The sequence below is a fragment of the Clostridium sp. NSJ-49 genome (assembly GCF_014287725.1).
GTDB lineage: Bacteria > Bacillota > Clostridia > Clostridiales > Clostridiaceae > Clostridium > Clostridium disporicum_B.
Window position 1 is genome coordinate 122,479 of the sequence record NZ_JACOOP010000002.1, and the last position, 20,852, is coordinate 143,330.

The following is a 20,852-nucleotide window of genomic DNA, read 5'->3' on the forward strand; positions in this document are numbered from 1 at the left end:
TATTATAAATATTTGGAGGAATTGCCAATGCCAGTAAGAATTGCAATCCTAGGGGGACCTAGATGTGGGAAGACAACATTAATTCAACAACTATATGTAGACTTAAAGATTAGAGATATAAATGTAGGTGTTGCTACAGAATATAGCACAGATTACTTAAGAGAAAAGGGAATGATTGAATCAATCTCTGAACAATACGGAATATATTTAGGTCAATTACATTTAGAAAAAAGCTTAGATAGCTTTGATTATGCGGTAACTGACTACGCTACATTTGTACCATATATATATGGAAGATTAATGCTTGGAGATAAAGTTAGATCTAAGAAGGAAATCGAAATATTAAAAGATTTATATAGCTTAGCTTTAAGAGATTTACCACAATATGATTACATATTCTTCGTACCAAGAGAGTTTGGATATAAGAAAGACGGAGTAAGATGGCAAGATGAAGAAGTTGCTCAAGCTGTGGACAAGGCTATCTTAGGATTCTTAGATGCTGAAAATGTTAAATACTCAGTAATCAAAGGATCAACTAAGGAAAGATCAGAGCAAATCATGAAGATAGTTGGAATTAACAAAGAAGTAGTACAACCAGTAGCTATTGAAGAAGAGGCGATTTAGTCGACTACGTCGAGGGGAAAGGTTTGCTTCGCAAAAGTGAAAGGTCACCTGCGGTGAGGTGATGGTTTGACTTCGTCAAAAGTGAAAGGTCACCTGCGGTGAGGTGATGGTTTGACTTCGTCAAAGGTGAAAGGTCACCTGTGGTGAGGTGATGGTTTGACTTTGTCAAAAGTGAAAGGTCACCTGCGGTGAGGTGATAGTTTGACTTCGTCAAAGGTGAAGGGTCACCTGTGGTGAGGTGATGGTTTGACTTCGTCAAAGGTGAAGGGTCACCTGTGGTGAGGTGATGGTTTGACTTCGTCAAAGGTGAAAGGTCACCTGCGGTGAGGTGATGGTTTGACTTCGTCAAAAGTGAAAGCTCACCTGCGGTGAGGTGATGGTTTGACTTCGTCAAAAGTGAAAGGTTGCCTTCGGCAAGGGGAAAGAATAGTATAGATTCAGTTGGATTTTTATCTGACTGAGTCTTTTTTGTATGGGCTCAGATTTATAGATAAAGGATATATAGAATAATATGTATAAATATAATAACTGAAAGCTATGATTCTGGATATTAAAATGATAATTGTATTTTAGTAACAGTTTGTACATAAAAATGCTATAGTTAAAATCATATATTATATTGTATAATGTTTAGTATATTAGATTATAAAATAGGTAATATTTAAGGATTTTTAAAGAGAGGGATATAGAAAGTATGATTGATATACACTCGCATATTATACCAGGAATTGATGATGGGGCAAAAAATGAGGAAATGGCATTGGAAATGTTAAGGATAGCTGAAAGATGTGGCACTAAAAAGATAGTGGCAACTCCTCATTTTATGAGAGGAAGATTTGATTATGAGTATAGCGAAGTTACTGGAGAAGTAGATAAGCTTAGGAAGTTAGCTAAGGATAATAATATAAACATTGAGATATACCAAGGACAAGAGGTTTATTATTCAGATAGAATAATTAAATATTATGATGCAGGGATTATTGGTACAATTAATGGAACAAAATATATGTTAATTGAGTTGCCAATGTTAGAGTTTAATTTAGATGAAGTTATCGATAATTTATATGAGTTACAGCTAAAAGGGATAACCCCTATAATAGCTCATCCAGAAAGATATAGACCATTTATAAAGAAACCTTCATTAATAAACGAGCTAATAAATGAGGGATGTTTATTCCAACTTAATGCTGGAAGTGTTACAGGTGGATTTGGTAAAGATGTTAAGAAAACAGCTGAAATTTATTTGATGAATAGAGTTTATAATTTTGTAGGTTCTGATGGTCATAGAGATAGTAAGAGAGATACTGACTTAACTAAATTTTTAAATATAGTAGAAAAAGAAGATATAAGTTTATTCAAAGAATCATCAGAAGCTATGTTAAATAATGAAGAGGTTGAGTTTGTAGGAAATACTATTAAAGAAAGAAAAAAGATATTAGGAATTTTTTAAGTTTGATATAATAAAGGTAGCTGTCTATTTAGATAGATGGATTACTAAATAATAAAAGGACAGGTTGTATATAGTTATATAACTTGTCCTTTTTGTATATATAAGAATGAAAATTATAGTTTTAATGCAAGGTATATAATATTGTTATTAATTACCTTGCATTCGTTACCTTAGTACATAAACTTCTATTAAAAATTAGAATTATAATACTAATAATAAGTATAATTAAGCTAATCCATTGTGATGTTGATAGTATCCATATTCCACCTCTTGCTGAGTCGTATCGATAAAATTCTATAAAAAAACGAAGAATACTATATGAAATGAAGTAATATAAAATTAGTTTTATTGAGCCTCTATATTTTAATATTAAATAAAAGAATATCATGGCAAGTAAAAATAATGATATCGCTTCTACTAATTGTATTGGAAATAGATTAACATCACATAATGTATAAGGTATATTATGATACTCGATGTTGAAAGGGCCATTATAAGGAATTCCATAGCAACAGCCAGATAGATAGCATCCAATTCTTCCAAAACCATGGACTAATGGTATACAGAATATTAATTCTGATAAATATTTTAGTACATCTATTTTATGAATAATTTTAATCAGGTAAATTCCGAGTAGACCACCAATAAAGCCACCGTAAAATACAAAGCCACCTTTTATATATGGCTGAATATAATTCCAATCTAAAATTCTAGTAAAATCAATTTCTTTCCTACAAATAAATAAGTATAGCAATTTAGCTCCTAGCATTCCAAAAGCTAATCCGTATGTTTCAATGAGTATAAAATCGTCTAGGATTAAATTTCTTTTTTTTATTATAAAAAACGCAAAAACATTTCCTATAATTAATCCAATAAGTATCATAATACTATAAGATGGAATATTTATATTAAAAAAGCTAAAATAATTCATATATATCTCCTTAAATAATGAAAAGGCTATCTCAAAATATAGTAACTTTAAATTTTGAGATAGCCGTTTGAATATTAGTAATGATAATTTTTATTAGTACATTGCTCCTAGGCTTCCAACACATGCAACGCAAGCTACATAGAATATAAAGCATAAAACAGTTCCAATAATAGAACATACTAAACCAGCTGTTGCCATGCCTTTTTTTGATTCATCCTTTTTGCCATAAACACCTAATATGATTCCAACAATACCTATGATTCCACCAAAGAAATTAATTCCACCAAAGAAACTAAAGATAATGGAAACTATTCCGAGTACTAGAGAAGCTACTGCCATAAAATACTCCTTTCAAAAATTAATAAAAAGTTATACATTTAAATATATAAGGTTAATTATTGAAATATTACATGTAATAGATTAAATTTTTATAAATTTTTAGAGAATACTAAATTTGAAAGAATAAGTAATAATTATATAAAAAATTCTAATACTATTAATAACTGTTAAGTAACACTAATAAAAGCTAATGATAAAAAAGTACAGAGGTGATAATTATGAAAGCTTTTAAATCTTTTCAGTTTAAAGTTATTATTTTAGTATTAGCATTTGTTTTATTAAGTACAACAGTGAGATGATTTGCACTTAATAATGAAAAAAATGGATATCCAAATAGAAGTGTTGAAGAGTTAGGTGTAAATGACGAAGACGAAGCTTATTTAGCTACTCAGGTTGCATTATGGACTTTGTTTGAAGGGTATAATGTGAAAAAGATTGATACTGGCAATGCTGAAGTTAATGCAGATGCAAGAAATATATATAATAATGTAATAAATAATAAAAGATATGAATTAGAAAATGATACAATTCTTTATAGAACTAATGACAGCAATATTCAAGGGATTGTTATATATGTTAAACAACCAATAGAGATAAAACCAATACCACCTACAGAAGTAGTACCTCCAGTGGTAGTTCCACCAGAAGAAGTAATACCTCCAACAAGTGATGAAAAACCAACAGTAGACAATAATAATAATAATACAACTGATGAAGGTACAGCTGGAGTTAGCGATAATATTCAAAATGATGCTCCGCTTGGAAAGTAATAATAGAGGTGAGTAATATTATTGAAGATATGTTTTTAGTTTTTCTAGTGACTTTTTTAATTTTCTCCTAGTTATATGGTAGGTGAGATTATTTTCTTTACAGTATTTTAAAAGAGAATGAGATTTAGTTAGATAGATTGCATCTATTAAGGTAAGTTCTTCTTTTGAGAGAGTATTAAGAGCAGAGTGTATTCTAGAGAATTCATCAGATTTGATATAGTTTTCTTCAATATTAATAGGATCTTCAATAAGGTCAATTATTTCTACTGACTCTTCATCGTTGCCCAAAATATTAAGACTTGATTCAGTATTTCTTTTAATATGGATTCTAGCAAGAGTACCAAATTTATTTCTTATAGAGTTAATAGTATATCCATCAAAGGCATTTAGATTTTTAGAAAGGTCAAATTTGTTTATGGCATTAAGAATTGCTATATTGCCTTCTTGATTTAGGTCAGATTTTTCATAATTCTTTAATTTATATATATTACTATATTTATCTACCAGGGGATAGTACTTATTTATTAAGGTAAGTATTGAACCCTGGTCTTTTTCTTTGGCTTTTTTTAGAGTTTCTACTAAATTTATTTCCTTTTTATAGTGAGAATTTACTTTAGATGAGTTTTTAGATGATGTGAATTGATTATTCATATCAGGATTAGAAGTGATATTAGATTTTTTCATAAATAATAAAAAAGCTCCTTTAATTTTAAAATAAAACATATGTTCTGTATAAAGTATAACATATTTTAGTAATAACATAAAGAGATAAAGAAAAATATATGTTAATTTGGAAAAATGTAAAAGGTGTAAGTATGTTTACTAGATTATCTCTATAAGTTATAATTAGTCTATATATGATGAAAAGTTTCTGAAAATAGTGAAATATAGAAATAAATTAAAGTAAATACTAAATTAATATAAATATATAAGGTTTTTCATAAAAAATTACAGAAGGAGGATGTAAGTATATGAGGGAAGAGTTGAAGCTTTATAGGTGTATTTTCTTAAAAGAGAATAAAAGTTATATTATAGGTAAAGATATCTTTAATTCTAAAATATATTATATTAAAAAGAATGAAGAAACAGAAAACTTTAGGATTGGGACTGACAATTCTTTTTATGCTATAAAAGAAGAATATGGTACATTATTCAAAAAAGTTATATTAAATGTAATTAATTATGAGAGTGTTATAAAAATGACTATATAGAAAAAGATGTAGTCTTTTTTTGTCTGCAAAATTAAAATTTTTTGATAATACTATAATTGGAATTTTAATTAACTATTAAGATTTAGACATAGCAAACGACATAAATACTAATAAAAATACAAAAAATCGTAAAACAAAATCCGACACACTAGTTTATGAATATTTATGATTTAAGTACAATATTACTATTTATATCCTTAATAAAGTAAGAAATGTAGTCTAAGTATAAAGATAAAAAGAAGCGTTTTTTTGATTTAATTAAATTTATTTAATTTAAATCAAAAATAATTTTAAAAATTACTAATAAGGTGTAAATTGGTATAAGTGAAAGGTGTCGAACAATATTGTCAAAATAATTATTGATTGATATAATTTTTTATGCAAGCTATATGAATAGCACTTTTATATTAGGAAAATAAAACAGAAAAGGAATATTATATGACGGGATTGCGAGTTGAAAATATTATAAAAGTTTTAAAAGATAATATTAGATTAATTATAATATCTACTTTAACCGTAACTTTAGTAGCTGCAATTATAACTTTTTTCTTTATATCACCACAGTATGAAGCTACTACTAAAGTTTTTATAGGTAAAGAGAATTTTAAAAATGTATCTTCTGATTATACTAATGAAGAGATTACTTTGTATCAAAGATTGCTTAAGACTTATAGTGAGATTTTTAAGACAAAGAATCTCATGAGTAAAGCTATAAGCAATGTGGGTGAAGATGTGACTGTAGAAGAGGCTATGAGTAAATCAAGTGCAGTACCTATTTCAGATACTCAGATTCTTAAGTTAAAGTATGTAAGTGATAGTAAAGAAGAATCTTATAATATGACTTATGGATTAACAGAGGAATTTATGAAACTTTCAAAAACTCTTTATCCAAATGGCAATGTATATATTATTCAGCAACCAATAATTCCAGTAAACCCTATTGGGCCAAATAAGGTTATGAATATTTTAATTGGTTTAATTTTGGGACTAGCTATTGGTGTTGGAATAGCGCTATTTAAAGAATTTATGAACAACAGTTTTAATAGTAAGGACGAAATTGAAGAGAGTTTAGATATACCTTGTTTAGGTATGATTCCAAATATTAAGTAATGACATTATAAAATTTAAAATAGGAGTGAGTTTAATGGAAGAACAAGTGATAAGCATTGAAGAGATTTTTGAAGCTTTAAAGAAACGTTGGAAGATGATAGCTTTAATAACTATCTTGGCTACAGTTATAGCAGGGGTTTTTAGTTTCTTTATAATTGATCCAGTATACGAAGCAAGCACAAAACTTTTTGTTGGTAAAGAAGAAAATTCAACAGAAACATATAATAGCAATGATATAGCTATGTATCAAAAGCTATTAAAGACTTATTCAGAAACAATTAAGACTAGAGATTTATTAACAAGTGCAATTAAGGACTCGAAATATGACTTAGAAGTTGGAACTGTATCAAGTGCTTTAACAGTAGTGCCAGTTACAGATACTCAAATATTACAAATAAAGTATCAAAGTAAAGATCCGAAAGAAGCAGAAGTAATGCTTAAAGCTATTTCAAATAATTTTATAAAAACAGCTAAGGAGTTAGTACCAAATGGTAATGTTAGAGTAATAGAAGCTGTAGAAACTCCAAAGAACCCAGTAAGTCCAAATAAAGTTATGAATATAGCAATAGCTTTTCTTTTAGGATTAATGGTAAGTGTAGGTTTAGTATTCCTTCTTGAATACTTAGATAATACTTATAAAAATAAAGAACAGTTAGAAAAAGAATTAGAAATACCTGTACTTGGAATTATTCCAAATTTAGATGAAGTTTAGGAGGTAAAAGAATGTTTATAGTTGATAAAAAACCGAAATCTATAGCAGCGGAAGCTTATAGAACTCTTAGAACTAATATTCAATATTCTTCTTTTGATAAAGAATATAAGACTATAGTAGTTACAAGTTCAGAACCGGGTGAAGGAAAGAGTACAACTTCAGGAAATTTAGCATTAGCAATATCTCAAGCTGAAAGTAAAGTTCTTTTAATTGACTGTGATTTAAGAAAGCCTTCACTTCATAAATTATTTAGAATATCAAATAATTACGGTTTATCAGACCTTTTATTACATAGAAAGACTATGGAAGATGTAGCTGTTAAATATAATGAAGGATTAACAGTAGTACCAGCTGGTAAAATACCACCAAATCCTTCAGAAATGCTTGGTTCAAAAGCTATGGGCACTTTCTTAGATGAAATGAAAAAGCATTTTGATTACATAATAATCGATACACCTCCAATTGGTGCTGTAACAGATTCTCAGGTACTTTCAACAAAGGTGGATGGGACAATCTTAGTTGTAAAAGCTGGACAAACAAAGAAAGATGTTGTTATGAACTCTGTTAATGCAATAAAGAAAGTTAATGGAAATATTATCGGAACTGTTCTTAATGGAGTAGAAAATAGTAAGAATAAATACTATTACTATTATGGAAATTAGTAATAGTTGCTGACGTGAAGGGAAAGTTTTGTTAGCACAAAAGTCAAAAAGTCAGCTACGCTAAGGGCAGTAGCTTTGGTTCGCAAAAGAGGTAAAGTAAAAGGTCAGTTTTATAGTGGAAAATATTTATATAGGATTAAGTGATTAAAGATTCAAATTTAATTTTTACTATAGAATACACGGAATTTGGGTATTTGAAACTGTACTTCTGATATTAGGAAGTGAGGTTTCATTTAAAACAAGTGCAGTAAGTTTGTTTTGGTATGTTTTAGATTCCGGTATTTGGGGGAATACCGGAATTTTTTATCGAGTTTTTTAGTTGTTTTAATTAATTTTATAGTGTTTTTTTGTTTTGATTAATAAATATAAAGTTAGGGGTGCTATGTTATGGAGGAATTACAATATAGCGTTAATGAATGTGATATTGTACTGCAAAAGAGCAAAAACTATAAGTTTCTTAAAAGAGGTATAGATGTAATTGCTTCATTATGTGGATTGATTTTATTAAGCCCAATACTTTTAGTAATTATGGTTTTAATAAAGTTAGAATCTAAAGGTCCAGTAATATTTTCTCAAGAGCGTGTAGGGAGATATGGGAAGAAATTTAAAATGTACAAATTCAGATCAATGGTAGTAAATGCTGAAGAGTTAAAGAAAAATCTTGAAGCACAAAATGAAATGTCAGGACCAATGTTCAAAATGAAAGATGATCCTAGAGTTACCAAGGTTGGAAGGTTTATCAGAAAGACAAGCTTAGATGAAATACCTCAGCTTGTAAATATTCTTAAAGGAGATATGAGTCTTGTTGGACCAAGACCGAGCTTGCCAAAAGAGGTTGAACAGTTTGAATCTTGGATGCATAAGAGACATGAAGTAAAACCAGGATTAACTTGCTATTGGCAAGTAAGCGGAAGAAATAACATTGATTTTGAAGAGTGGATGAAGCTTGATATTAAATATGTTGAAGAAAGAAGTTTATTAATAGATATTAAATTGATTTTAAAAACAGTGTTGGTGCTGTTTGGGGATAAAAATGCAAGTTAATAAAGGGAGATAAAATATGGAAAAGATAAAGGTTATGAGCGTATTTGGTACTAGACCAGAAGCAATTAAAATGGCTCCATTAGTAAAAGCTCTTGAAAAAGATGAAAGATTTGAATCTATTGTTTGTGTAACAGCACAACATAGAGAGATGTTAGATTCAGTTTTGGAGATATTTGATATTAAACCACAATATGACTTAAATATAATGGCTCACGGTCAAACCATAATTGATATTTCTAATAAGGTACTAAAAGGAGTAGATGAAGTTATAAAGCAATGTACTCCACATATTGTATTAGTTCATGGAGATACATCAACTACTTTAAATGGAGCTTTAGCTGCCTTTTATAATAAAGTTCCAGTAGGGCATATTGAGGCAGGATTAAGAAGTTATGATATATATTCACCATTTCCTGAAGAAGCTAATAGAAAATTAACTGGTGTGATAACTAATTTACATTTTGCGCCTACAAAGACTAATGAGAAAAACTTGCTTTCTGAAGGTGTAAATAAAGAAAAGATATATGTAACTGGAAATACAGTAATAGATGCATTATTAAGTGTTGTTAATGAAAATCATATATTTCAAGATAAAACTTTAAATAATATTGATTTTGAAAATAAAAAAGTTATATTACTTACTACTCATAGAAGAGAAAATTGGGGCGAACCAATGGAGAATATCTTTAAAGCTATGATTGAGTTAATTAATAGTAATGATGATGTAGAAGTAATATTCCCAATGCATAAAAATCCATCGATTAGAGAATTAGCACATAAATATTTTGATAAATATTTAGATAAAGTTCACTTAATAGAACCATTAGAATATGTTGAATTTACTAACTTAATGGCTAAGGTTTACTTAATAATGACTGATTCAGGTGGAATTCAAGAAGAAGCTCCAGCATTAGGAAAGCCCGTTATGGTTTTAAGAACAGAAACGGAAAGACCGGAAGCAGTTGAAGCAGGAACTGTTAAGTTAGCAGGGATTAATAAAGAAACAATAATTAATATAGCAAATGAATTAATAAATAATGAAGAAACATATAAAACCATGGCACAAGCAACTAATCCATACGGGGATGGGAGAGCATGTGGCAGAATTTTAGAAATAATAGAAGAAAATTTTAATTTTATTGGAGGGGGAAAATAGAGTGGGTAAATTAAATATTATAGGATTAGGTTACATAGGACTACCTACAAGTTTAATGTTTGCAGCTAATGGAGTTGAAGTAGTAGGGACTGATTTAAATGAAAAATTAGTTGATACTTTAAATAGAGGAGAATTAACTTTTGAAGAAGAAGGTTTAGAAGAAGTTTTTAGAGTTGCTTTAGATAAAGGTATTACATTTAAAAAGGAATACGAGAGAACTAATAGATACATAATTACAGTACCAACTCCATATATGGCTGATTCCAAAAAGATAGACGCTAAGTATGTTATTGCAGCAACTAAGCAAGTACTAAAAGTTTGTGAACCAAATACGATTTTAGTCATTGAATCAACAATTTCACCAGGAACAATTGATAGATTTGTTAGACCTATAATTGAGGAGTCTGGATTTAAAATCGGACAAGATATTCATTTAGTTCACGCTCCAGAAAGAATAATACCAGGAAAAATGGTTTATGAATTAGAGCATAACTCAAGAACAATAGGTGCTGACTCAAGAGAAGTTGGAGAAGAAGTTAAATCTTGGTATAAAAGTTTCTGTAAAAATGAAATAGTTGTTACTGATATAAAAACTGCTGAAATGAGTAAAGTTGTAGAAAATACTTTTAGAGATATTAATATAGCATTTGCTAATGAGTTAGCTAAGATGTGTGATAAAGAAGGTATGGATGTATATGAACTTATAAGAATAGCTAATAAGCACCCTAGAGTTAATATATTAACACCAGGTCCAGGGGTAGGAGGACATTGCATATCAGTTGACCCATGGTTCTTAGTTGGTGACTATCCAGACATAGTTAATGTTGTATTAGGTGCAAGGGAAGTTAATGATTCTATGCCACAATATGTATTTGATAAAATTCATAAGATAATGAAAGAAAACAATATTAAGGATTATTCTAAGGTTGGTTTATATGGATTAACATATAAAGAAAATGTTGATGATATGAGAGAAAGTCCAACATTACAATTATTGGATATATTTGAAAAGTATAATATAGATACAGTTAAAATATATGATCCATTTATAAAAGAAAAGAAGTTTGAAAATCAAGTTATGAATTTAGATGATTTCTTAAATGATACTGAGTTAGTAGTAGTTTTAGTAAATCATGATGAGATTAGAAACAATCAAGAATTAATAAATGGAAAGATAGTTTATGATACAAGAAATGTAATTCACTCAGGTAAAAAAGTTTATAAAATATAAAATAAAAAATGTTAGGTTGCAATTCTTGTAACCTAACATTTTATAAGAAAAGGATAGAGTTTAATGAGCAAAAGAGTTAAGTTTTTAAATACATTTGTTGATGCATTAACTATGGATGAAACATTAGATCAAATACAAAAATATATAGAAAGTAAAGAATGCGTACAGCATGTTGTAATTAATGCAAGTAAAGTTAATTTAATGCAGGAAAATGAAGAGCTAACTAAAATAATTAATGAATGTCCTTTAATTAATGCAGATGGGCAATCTATAGTATGGGGATCAAAATTCTTAGGGAATCCGTTACCAGAAAGAGTTGCAGGAATAGATATATTTACAGAATTGGTTAAAGTATCGGCTGAAAAAGGATATAGACCGTATTTTTTTGGAGCTAAGCAAGAAGTTGTAGAAGAAGTAGTAAAAATATTTAAGGAAAAGTATCCTACATTAAATGTTGCAGGATATAGAAATGGGTATTTTAAAGAGGAAGAATCTAAGAATATTGCAGAAGAAATTAGAAATTCAGATGCAGATATATTATTTGTAGCATTTAGTTCTCCAATGAAAGAATTTTGGATAAGAGAACATATGGATATTATGAGAGTTCCATTTGCTATGGGTGTTGGTGGTAGTTTTGATGTTATTGCAGGTAAAACAACAAGAGCTCCTAAATGGATGCAAAGGTGTGGACTGGAGTGGTTTCATAGATTTATTCAAGAACCAAAAAGAATGTTTAGGAGATATATAATCGGAAATTTAAAATTTCTTAAATTAGTTTTAAATGGTAGGTAGGTAATTTACATGAATGTATTAATGTTAGGGCCAAGTAAAGATTCTATGGGTGGGATTTCAACAGTTATTAAAAATTTTTATGAGAATTTTAAATTTGATGATATAAACATAATTTATATGGCAACTTGGAAAGAAGGAAAATTAAGAGAAAGACTTATTTTCACAATATCAATTATATTGAAAATAATAAAGATTATAATTAAAGAGAAAATAGATATATTACATATACATGTAGCTCAGGATGGAAGTTTTTATAGAAAATCTTTAATTATTATTATAGCTAAGTTATTTAGAAAAAAAGTATTATTACATATACACGCCTCGCAATTCGATAAATTTTATGAAAAAAGTAATATTATTATTAGAATTTATATTAAATTTATTTTAAGTTTACCAAATAAGTTAATTGTATTGAGCCAGCAATGGGAAGAATTTTACAAAAAAATTACTAATAATAAAATAGTGGTAATAAATAATGCTGTATCAATTGATGAATATAAATACAATGAAAATGGTGAAATTATTTGCTTTTTTGGAAGATTAGGCAAAAGAAAAGGTATATATGATCTTTTAAAAGTAGTAGATAATATTTTGGAAAAACACAAAAATATTCAATTATATTTATGTGGTGATGGAGAAATTGAAAATGTAAAAAGAATAATATTAGAAAAAAAACTAGAAAATAGGATTATTGTTACAGGATGGATCAATAAAGAAGAGAAAGAAAAAATATTAAATAATTCTATTATCAATATTCTACCGTCATATAATGAAGGTATGCCAATGGCAATTTTAGAAACTATGGCAAGAGGAATCCCTAATATATCTACGAATATAGGAGGAATCCCTAATGTTATAAAACATAATTATAATGGAATGCTAATATCACCAGGGGATTTAGAAGAGTTATCCAAAATTATAGATTATTTAATTTCAAATAAACAAATAAGAACTGAACTAAGTAAGAATGCTTATAATACAATAAAATGTAAGTTTAGCATTGATAATTATAACAATAACTTTAGAAATGTATATAAATCAATTTGATTACGCAAAAGAATTACATAATTATTTAATATAAAAACAATGGAGGTAAAATGAATTTACTATTTTTTTCACATGTAAGAGAAGATTTACCAAAGGGAATAGGCACATCAAAAAAAATTGTTGCTCAATGTAAAGCTTTGAGTAATCTGGGATACAATGTATTTTATACATTCGAAAATAAGAACGGATTTATCATTTATGATATAGATAATAATATTATAGATAAAATTAATATTACAAATAAAATTAAATTTAGAATAGACAAATATAAATTTATAGAAAAATGGTGTAAATTAAACAATATAAATATTTTGTATTCAAGATATAATTATTTTGATACACAAACATATAGGTTATTTAAAAATTTAAAAAAAATAAAAGTTAAGATTATTTTAGAAATTCCCACATATCCATACAGAAAAGAACAAGTATTAGCTAATAAAGATATTTTAAATGAAAAAAAATATCTTAAATATATAATAAAAAGAGCGTTATTAATTGATGAGGATTTAAATATAAAAAGAGCTTATAAAGTACTTGATTTAATTGTTACATATAATCCGGTAAGTAAAAGACTATGGGGAGTAAATGCAATAGAAGTTGATAATGGTGTAGATTTAAAATCTATTCCAGTAAGAAATCATAAAAGTAGCAATGAAAAAGTTATATTTATGATAGTTGCAAATTTAAGTCCATGGCATGGTATAGATAGGTTTATAGAAGGTTTAAGGGAATATGATACGACTTTGAACATAAAGCCTGAATTATGGATAGTAGGAAGTGGAACAGAACTAGAAGGGTTAAAGAAATTAGTTGATAAATACAATTTAAAAGATAGTGTTAAGTTCTTAGGAACAAAAGTAGGTAATGAACTAGAAGATATAAAGTCTAAGGCTGATATTGGAGTAGCCTCATTAGGGCTCTATAGACTTGGACTTTCGAAAGTATCAACACTTAAAGAGAAAGAATACTGTGCATCAGGATTACCATTTATATATGCTTATGAAGAAAAAGAACTGAGTTCAGATTGTGAATTTGCGCTACAGTTTAAAAATGATAATTCTCCTATAGATATAAATAAAGCTATCGATTTTGCTATAAAAGTAAGAAATGATACTAACTTACATAAAAATATGAGAAATTTAGCTGCAGAAAAATATAGTTGGGATTCAATAATGAAATATATTTTAGATAAACTATAGAAAATAGGGGATTTAGTTATGAAAGATATAATGCTATTTACAAGTGAATTTCCATTTGGGTCAAAAGAAACTTACTTATTAAATGAGATAGAAGCATGTGAATGTATTAATAATATTTATATTGTACCTTTATTTACTACTATGAATAAAAAAAGAGAGATAAATAACGATAAAGTTAATATAAAAACTATTGAATTTGAAGATATCAAATTAAACAAGTTATTTAAACAATATTTAACTTTTTTTTGTGATAAGGATATTTGGAGAGAAATAAATTATATCTTAAAATCGAAAAAGAATGTTATCAAAAAAATTAAGAAAATGATATGGTTTTGGAGTAGAACTATAAAATTATATGTTCAAATAGAAGATTACATTGATAAAAGTCAAATAGATTTAACACAATTAGTGATTTATTCGTACTGGATGGCAGAGCATGCATATATAGCTTCAAAATTAAGTAGTAGATTTAAAGAAATAAAGATAATTTCTAGATGTCATGGATATGACTTATATGAATATAGAAGCGAATTAGACTATATACCATTTAGAAATCAAATTTTTAATAATACTGATTATATATTGCCTATATGCAAAAATGGATATGACTATATTGTATCTAGGTATAGAGATATAGATAGAAATAAGTTAAAGATATCATTTTTAGGAACAAAGGATTATGGATATAATTTAAGAATTCAAGATGATAAATTTAAAATAATAAGCTGTTCAAATATAGTAGACGTAAAAAGAATAGATTTAATAGTAAAATCCTTAATGTATATTACAGACTTCGAAGTGGAATGGACACATTATGGAGATGGAAAAAATAAAGAAGAGATACTAGAGTTGTGTAAAAGACTTCCAGATAATATAAGATATATATTTAAGGGGCAAGTCGATAATGAAGAAATACTAAAGCAATATGAAATTCAGAATTTTGATTTATTTATAAATGTTAGTTTAGCAGAAGGCTTACCAGTATCAATTATGGAAGCTCAATCAAAAGGCATTGTAGTAATAGCTACTGATGTTGGAGGTACATCTGAAATAATTACAGATAAGTTTAATGGCTTTTTATTAGACAAGAACTTTAAAGAGGAAGAATTGGCTGAAATTCTAATTAAATATAAGGAGCTACCAGATGAAGAGAAAATTATTATGAAAAAAAGATCTAGACAAATATGGAGCAAAAATTTTGATGCATCAATTAATTATAGATGCTTTTTTAAGTGGATAGATGAGATTTAAATAGGAGGAAGATTATGCCTGGATTTTGTATAAGTAATTTAAGTAATAGGATAGTACTAAACAATTATAATAATCAAAATTGTATTCAAGATAATTTAGAGTATAGTAAATGGCATATAAGAAGAAATGTTTTGAAAAAATTCTTAGATGATAAAGTGTTTTTTCAAAATAATAAAATTATAGTTATCATAGACGGTATTATATTAAATAAATCAGAACTATTAAGTAGATATAATTGTAATACTTTAGATAAATTAGTAGAGATTATTTCTAAAGAAGATAAGACATTTTTTTCACAGTTTGAAGGTAGCTTTTCAGGGGCAATTTACTACAAGGATGATAATGAATGGTATATTTTCACATCACCTTTAGGAGAAAAAGCAATATATTATTATGAAAAAAATAATAAGTATATAATTGGCTCGCAGTTAAATTATATTACAGATACGTTAAAAGTTAATAATGTAAAAATATCACTAAATGAAGAATCGCTAAGTCAATTTATGGCTTATGGTTATTTTTTAGATAAGTCTACAAGTATTAAAGAAATATTAAGGTTATATCCTGGTGAATATATTAAAATATCTAATGATTCTTCTAGTATACATAAATATTTTATTTGTGATTACGAGCAAAAGGAGATAAGCATAGATGACGCTATAGAAAATTTAGATAGAAGCTTTAAAAATTCATTAAAAAAGATATTTAATAAAAATAAAGAGTATAATTTTATCAACTTATTAGATGTTAGTGGTGGATTAGATAGTAGAATGATTTGCTATTCAGCTAAAGAATTAAATGAAGAAAATGTATTACTAGATTGTTATTCACAATCAGGTGCAAAGGATGATATTATCTCTAAAAAAATAGCAAAGAATTTAAATTATGATTATGTATTTAGATCAATTGATAATGCTAAGTGCATGTTAAATATAGATGAGAATATTTTAATGAATAATGGTGCAACAGTATATTATGGAATTACTGGTGGTAAGGATATGTTAGAAATGATGAATCCTTATATTTATGGGGTTGAAACAACTGGATTGTTAGGAGATATCTATGACGGAAGCATGGTAATTGATAGATGTGATGGTCAGCCTGATAATAATTACTTAAAATTTAGATATTCTAACACTTTGGAATATGGGAAAGATTTTACAGTAGACTTAAGTATAGCAAATAGGTTTAAGAAATATAGAAATGAGCTATATTGGTTTTATACTAGAGGTATGATATTTGGAATGACATCATATTTTATAAGACAAAATTTCACAGAGGTTGCAACTCCTTTTGGAGATAAAGAATTTTTAAAGAATTATTTGAGTATCCCTTGGGAGATGAGAGTTAAGCAGCATACTTTACGTAGATGGTTAATAAAGAAATACCCTAATGCTGCAAAGATTAAATATGGTAATACAGGAGTTTCTGTAAATTCATCTATTAAATTTTATGGTGAGTTTTTAAGAAAATATAATAGATTGAAATTTAAGGTAAAAAGAAAATTTAAAAAAGAACCAATAAACATGTCAGATGTACAATATTGGTATGATAATAATAAAGAGTTTAATACTTATATAAATAATTATTGCAAAGAAAACTATAATTTATGCGTAGGATTTTCTAAAATTGAAAGAAATATAAATAAATTATTAGAATCAGGAAAAGTTGTTGATAAATTAATAGTAGTAAGTGTTTTATCAAGTATTAAATGTTTTTATTATGAATTGGAGGAAAAAAATAAAGTAAATGAATCAAAAAATAATAGATAAAATTCAAAGCTTACATAAGAAAGGTTTTTTTTATATATTTGGAAGTGGAGTTTTGAATAAGATTATAGGTTTTATGAGTAGTGCAATATTAGTTAGAATTATAACTAAAGAAGAGTATGGAGTTTTCACATATGCTTGGAATATTTTTAGCTTTATATTACTACTGAATGGCTTTGGAATTAGCTATGGGATTTTACAAATATGTAGTGAGAAAAGTGAAGATTATGATTTAAATTATAAAATATTTAAATGGGGACAAAAATTTGGAATAAGTATTGATATGATAATAGCAATTCTAATAATATGTATAGCATTATTTATACCTTTACCAATACATAATGCTAATTATGTATTAGGATTACTATGTATTATGCCTATATTTATTTTAATATTTGAAATGCAATCTTCTTATTTGCGTGCAAATAAACTTTCCATAGAATTTTCTAAAATATCTATGTTGAATACATTTCTGATATTTTTATTTTCCGTAATAGGAGCGTACATATTTAAAGAGTTTGGACTTATTTATGGAAGATATATAGCATATTTTATAACTATTATATATAGTGCTAAATTTATAAAAAAAGGTACTGATAGAGTAAAAGAGCTTGATATAAATACTAAGTTGAAAAATGAAATAAAGAATATTTCATTTACCAGTATGATTAATTCAGGATTATCACAAGTATTATATTTATTTGATATTTTTGTAATTGGATTAGTTATTTCTAGTGAATCTACAATTGCATCATATAAAATTGCAACTATGATTCCTTCGGCATTAAGCTTTATTCCATTATCATTGGTTACATTTATATATCCATATTTTGCACAAAAGTATAAGGATAAAAAATGGTGCCTAAGTAAGTATAATATGTTAACATTTTATTTTGGAATATTCAACTTAATAATATCAGCAGTATTATTTGTATTTGCACCATGGATTATTACTATATTATTTGGACCGGAGTATTTAGATGCTATAACTTCATTTAGGATATTGACTGTAAGCTATTTCTTTTCTGGAACTTTTAGAGTAATAGCAGGTAATATTTTAGTAACACAAAAAGAGTTGAAATTTAATATGTTTGTTGCTATTTTTTCAGGTTTAGTAAATATAGTAGTTGATTTTTATTTTATAAAACTATGGGGGGCAAATGGAGCAGCAATAGCAACATTATTAGTTGTCATATTAACAAGTATTTTGAATGTTGCATATTTAATTTATAGATTGAAAGCCAAAGGTGATAGATAAATGAAAAGTATAAAAATTTCAATTGTTCATTTGATGTTATGTTTATATTTTTTTATATTATTTTTTATTCCATATTATACGACTTATAGTAATTCATATAGTGAAGCCTTTATTTTATCTAGCTTTGTTCTAATGATATGTAACATACTTCTTTTTAAATATAAGAAAAAAGAAGTAATTTTTAACAGTAAGAAAAAAGAAGTTTTTTTTAAGATAAGTTTAATTCTATTTGCTAGTTTTTTTTGTGTTAGTAACTTAACTTTAAAATGTTGGTATTCTATGATAAATCAAATAAATGCATTTATTTTCTTGTATTTATTTGCAACTCGTATATGTAATTATAAAAAAGACTTAGATAAAATTATGAATAGAGTTATTATAATATTTTTTATTTCAATAATAATAAGTATTATATTTAGAATAATTGGTGGAGATGCAATTAAATTTTATAATCATAATATGTATGTTAGATACCAAGGAAGTTTTTCAGATAAAAGACTAACATATATTTTTAATCATAAAAGTGAATATGGGTTAATTTTATTAGTATTTTTTATGTATGTACTATATTATTTTAAAAGTAGATATAGAAAAGTAATATTAATAGGTATCATATTAACCTTGGTACTAACAAATTCTATGATTAGTATAGGATGTGCGACTATAATTTTAGTAACATATATATATGCACAGTATTGGCAAAGATGTAATAAGTATATCAAGATAGCATTAACTATATTTTCAGGTTTAGCTATTTGTTCAATTGTTATAATCGTTATATTACTTATATCAAATGTAAGAGATTTATCTACATTAGGATCAAGAAGTGTTATTTGGAAATACGCATTTAATTATTTAATTGAAAATTCCAAGGGAATAGGAACTAATTTTCAAAATATTACATTTGATGTTGGATTAGATTTTTATGTGAATAATTTTCATAATGTCTTTTTAAATGAAATGCTTCAGTTCTCAAATATTGTTGGAATATTATATAGTATATTAATAATTTCTATAGTAATATTTTCTATATTTAATTATAATAACAAGATTGTTTCATTTATTAATACAGGAGTAGTTATTTTACCATTATTATTTGATAACTCATTATGGACATCTACATTACCAATATATATAGTAATAATATATATGTTCGGATATCAGTCAAGAAGGAGTAAAGAAATAAGCTGATTTTAATTATTAATATTAGTTTAAATTAATTTTTATTATGGTAGGTAAAGATGAAATATCAAAATGATTCAATAGATTTAAGTAAATTGATTTTTGCACTTTTAATTGTTTTTTTACATGTTGGTAATAACAATGGATTTGTGAATATTATAGCTCAATATATAGCAAGAATGGGAGTACCATTTTTCTTCACTATTTCTGGATATCTGTTTTTAAAAAAATTTAATAATAATAGCAGGCCGTTAAATGTAGTAAATAATGCTATTAAAAGGTTAATAAAATTATATTTAATATGGATAATTATATATATGCCGATATTTATTAAAGGGATAATTAAAGATAATAATATAATGTTATTTTTTCAAGAGCTATTATTTAAAGCTCCAGCATTTCAATGGTATACTGTAGCTTTAGCTGTTGGAATATTAATTAATGTTTATATTTGGAGTAAGTTTAAATTAAAAACTGGAATTGTTATGTTTATCTTTATATTGCTTTATATTATAGGTTGTTGTGGGAATACATATATTCATATTTTAAAATTGGATAATGTTTTTGATGGATATTTAAGAATTTTTTTAACAACTAGGAATGGAATATTTTTTTCACCAATATTTATTTTCATTGGAATGTTAATAAATAAAATTGAAGATAAATTTGATAAAACTAAAAGCTTATGTTTTTTTAGTCTTTTCTTCAGTATATATTTGATAGAAGTATATTTAGTACAATCTAATTTAGGTAAAAATGAAGATTGTTCAATGTATTTTACAATGCCTTTAGTAATTATGTTTATGTGTCTATTAATAATTAAAAGCAATATTAAATTAAAGTATTCAAGGGAATTGCGAGAATTGAGTACATTTATATTTTGTTCTCAATATGGGTTTATTTTTATAAATACTATTTTGATAAATAAATTAATGAAGATTCAATTAGATTCATTAATATTATGGATATGTGTAATAGTAGAAATTATTATTACATTTACTTTATTAAGAAGAATTAAATATGGGCAAAGTGATTTTACTTTTGCTGATAATGATAAACCTTGTTATGATATTCCGGTAAGATCATTAAGTACACATTCTTAATAAAAGAG

20 protein-coding genes and 1 pseudogene are annotated in these 20,852 nt (G+C 26.4%); 18 read left to right on the top strand and 3 right to left on the bottom strand.

Going from position 1 to position 20,852, the window contains the following annotated elements; translation table 11 throughout:
- Positions 1-27: 27 nt before the first annotated feature.
- Both H8S10_RS01260 and H8S10_RS01265 read left to right on the top strand, forming a co-directional pair.
- Entirely contained in the window at positions 28-624 is a 597-nt protein-coding gene (locus tag H8S10_RS01260) for an ATP-binding protein (RefSeq protein ID WP_186837685.1), read from the top strand.
- 694 nt (positions 625-1,318) lie between these two features.
- Positions 1,319-2,074, top strand: a complete 756-nt coding sequence (locus H8S10_RS01265) for a CpsB/CapC family capsule biosynthesis tyrosine phosphatase (RefSeq protein WP_186837686.1) — start codon at positions 1,319-1,321, stop codon at positions 2,072-2,074.
- A gap of 151 nt (positions 2,075-2,225) precedes the next feature.
- Here the strand turns inward: H8S10_RS01265 and H8S10_RS01270 are convergent, their stop codons facing one another.
- Together H8S10_RS01270 and H8S10_RS01275 are read right to left on the bottom strand one after the other, a co-directional pair.
- On the bottom strand, positions 2,226-3,005 hold the full coding sequence (locus tag H8S10_RS01270; protein WP_186837687.1) for a prolipoprotein diacylglyceryl transferase family protein: 780 nt from the start codon (positions 3,003-3,005) through the stop codon (positions 2,226-2,228).
- Between the two features lie 93 nt (positions 3,006-3,098).
- On the bottom strand, positions 3,099-3,344 hold the full coding sequence (locus tag H8S10_RS01275) for a DUF4190 domain-containing protein (RefSeq protein WP_055268287.1): 246 nt from the start codon (positions 3,342-3,344) through the stop codon (positions 3,099-3,101).
- 329 nt (positions 3,345-3,673) lie between these two features.
- On the opposite strand from H8S10_RS01275, the pseudogene H8S10_RS01280 reads away from it, so the two are divergent.
- A pseudogene (locus tag H8S10_RS01280) lies at positions 3,674-4,114 on the top strand (thioester domain-containing protein); the annotation flags it as partial.
- 18 nt (positions 4,115-4,132) lie between these two features.
- Here H8S10_RS01280 and H8S10_RS01285 read toward each other — a convergent pair.
- The gene (locus H8S10_RS01285) at positions 4,133-4,798 is read right to left on the bottom strand and encodes a sigma-70 family RNA polymerase sigma factor (protein WP_186837688.1); all 666 of its coding nucleotides are present in this window, start codon (positions 4,796-4,798) and stop codon (positions 4,133-4,135) included.
- Between the two features lie 287 nt (positions 4,799-5,085).
- Here H8S10_RS01285 and H8S10_RS01290 point away from each other — a divergent pair, with 287 nt between their 5' ends.
- The 15 genes from H8S10_RS01290 (at position 5,086) to H8S10_RS01360 (ending at position 20,844) form a co-directional block, all read left to right on the top strand.
- A complete protein-coding gene (locus H8S10_RS01290) occupies positions 5,086-5,325 on the top strand; it encodes a hypothetical protein (RefSeq protein ID WP_186837689.1) in 240 nt (79 codons plus the stop codon).
- Positions 5,326-5,763: 438 nt separating this feature from the next.
- On the top strand, positions 5,764-6,435 hold the full coding sequence (locus H8S10_RS01295; RefSeq protein WP_186837690.1) for a Wzz/FepE/Etk N-terminal domain-containing protein: 672 nt from the start codon (positions 5,764-5,766) through the stop codon (positions 6,433-6,435).
- Between the two features lie 34 nt (positions 6,436-6,469).
- On the top strand, positions 6,470-7,147 hold the full coding sequence (locus tag H8S10_RS01300; protein ID WP_186837691.1) for a Wzz/FepE/Etk N-terminal domain-containing protein: 678 nt from the start codon (positions 6,470-6,472) through the stop codon (positions 7,145-7,147).
- Positions 7,148-7,158: 11 nt separating this feature from the next.
- Positions 7,159-7,809 carry a CpsD/CapB family tyrosine-protein kinase gene (locus H8S10_RS01305; protein ID WP_186837692.1) on the top strand — a complete coding sequence of 217 codons (651 nt, stop codon included), beginning with the start codon at positions 7,159-7,161 and terminating at the stop codon, positions 7,807-7,809.
- Between the two features lie 387 nt (positions 7,810-8,196).
- Entirely contained in the window at positions 8,197-8,853 is a 657-nt protein-coding gene (locus tag H8S10_RS01310) for a sugar transferase (RefSeq protein WP_186837693.1), read from the top strand.
- A gap of 16 nt (positions 8,854-8,869) precedes the next feature.
- Complete coding sequence (gene wecB, locus H8S10_RS01315) at positions 8,870-10,009, top strand: UDP-N-acetylglucosamine 2-epimerase (non-hydrolyzing) (protein ID WP_186837694.1); 1,140 nt, start codon at positions 8,870-8,872, stop codon at positions 10,007-10,009.
- 1 nt (position 10,010) lies between these two features.
- A complete protein-coding gene (locus H8S10_RS01320) occupies positions 10,011-11,240 on the top strand; it encodes a nucleotide sugar dehydrogenase (protein ID WP_186837695.1) in 1,230 nt (409 codons plus the stop codon).
- A gap of 63 nt (positions 11,241-11,303) precedes the next feature.
- The gene (locus H8S10_RS01325; protein ID WP_186837696.1) at positions 11,304-12,032 is read left to right on the top strand and encodes a WecB/TagA/CpsF family glycosyltransferase; all 729 of its coding nucleotides are present in this window, start codon (positions 11,304-11,306) and stop codon (positions 12,030-12,032) included.
- Positions 12,033-12,041: 9 nt separating this feature from the next.
- The gene (locus tag H8S10_RS01330) at positions 12,042-13,079 is read left to right on the top strand and encodes a glycosyltransferase family 4 protein (protein WP_186837697.1); all 1,038 of its coding nucleotides are present in this window, start codon (positions 12,042-12,044) and stop codon (positions 13,077-13,079) included.
- Between the two features lie 50 nt (positions 13,080-13,129).
- A complete protein-coding gene (locus H8S10_RS01335) occupies positions 13,130-14,281 on the top strand; it encodes a glycosyltransferase (RefSeq protein WP_186837698.1) in 1,152 nt (383 codons plus the stop codon).
- Positions 14,282-14,299: 18 nt separating this feature from the next.
- Positions 14,300-15,532, top strand: coding sequence for a glycosyltransferase (locus H8S10_RS01340; protein WP_186837699.1), 1,233 nt, complete (start codon positions 14,300-14,302; stop codon positions 15,530-15,532).
- 14 nt (positions 15,533-15,546) lie between these two features.
- Positions 15,547-17,304 (top strand): hypothetical protein, encoded by a 1,758-nt coding sequence (locus tag H8S10_RS01345; RefSeq protein ID WP_186837700.1) that lies wholly within the window; start codon positions 15,547-15,549, stop codon positions 17,302-17,304.
- A complete protein-coding gene (locus tag H8S10_RS01350; RefSeq protein ID WP_279287136.1) occupies positions 17,282-18,559 on the top strand; it encodes an oligosaccharide flippase family protein in 1,278 nt (425 codons plus the stop codon). The genes H8S10_RS01345 and H8S10_RS01350 overlap by 23 nt, the downstream gene beginning before the upstream one ends.
- A complete protein-coding gene (locus tag H8S10_RS01355; protein WP_186837702.1) occupies positions 18,560-19,750 on the top strand; it encodes a hypothetical protein in 1,191 nt (396 codons plus the stop codon).
- Positions 19,751-19,800: 50 nt separating this feature from the next.
- Complete coding sequence (locus H8S10_RS01360; protein WP_186837703.1) at positions 19,801-20,844, top strand: acyltransferase; 1,044 nt, start codon at positions 19,801-19,803, stop codon at positions 20,842-20,844.
- Positions 20,845-20,852: the final 8 nt, after the last annotated feature.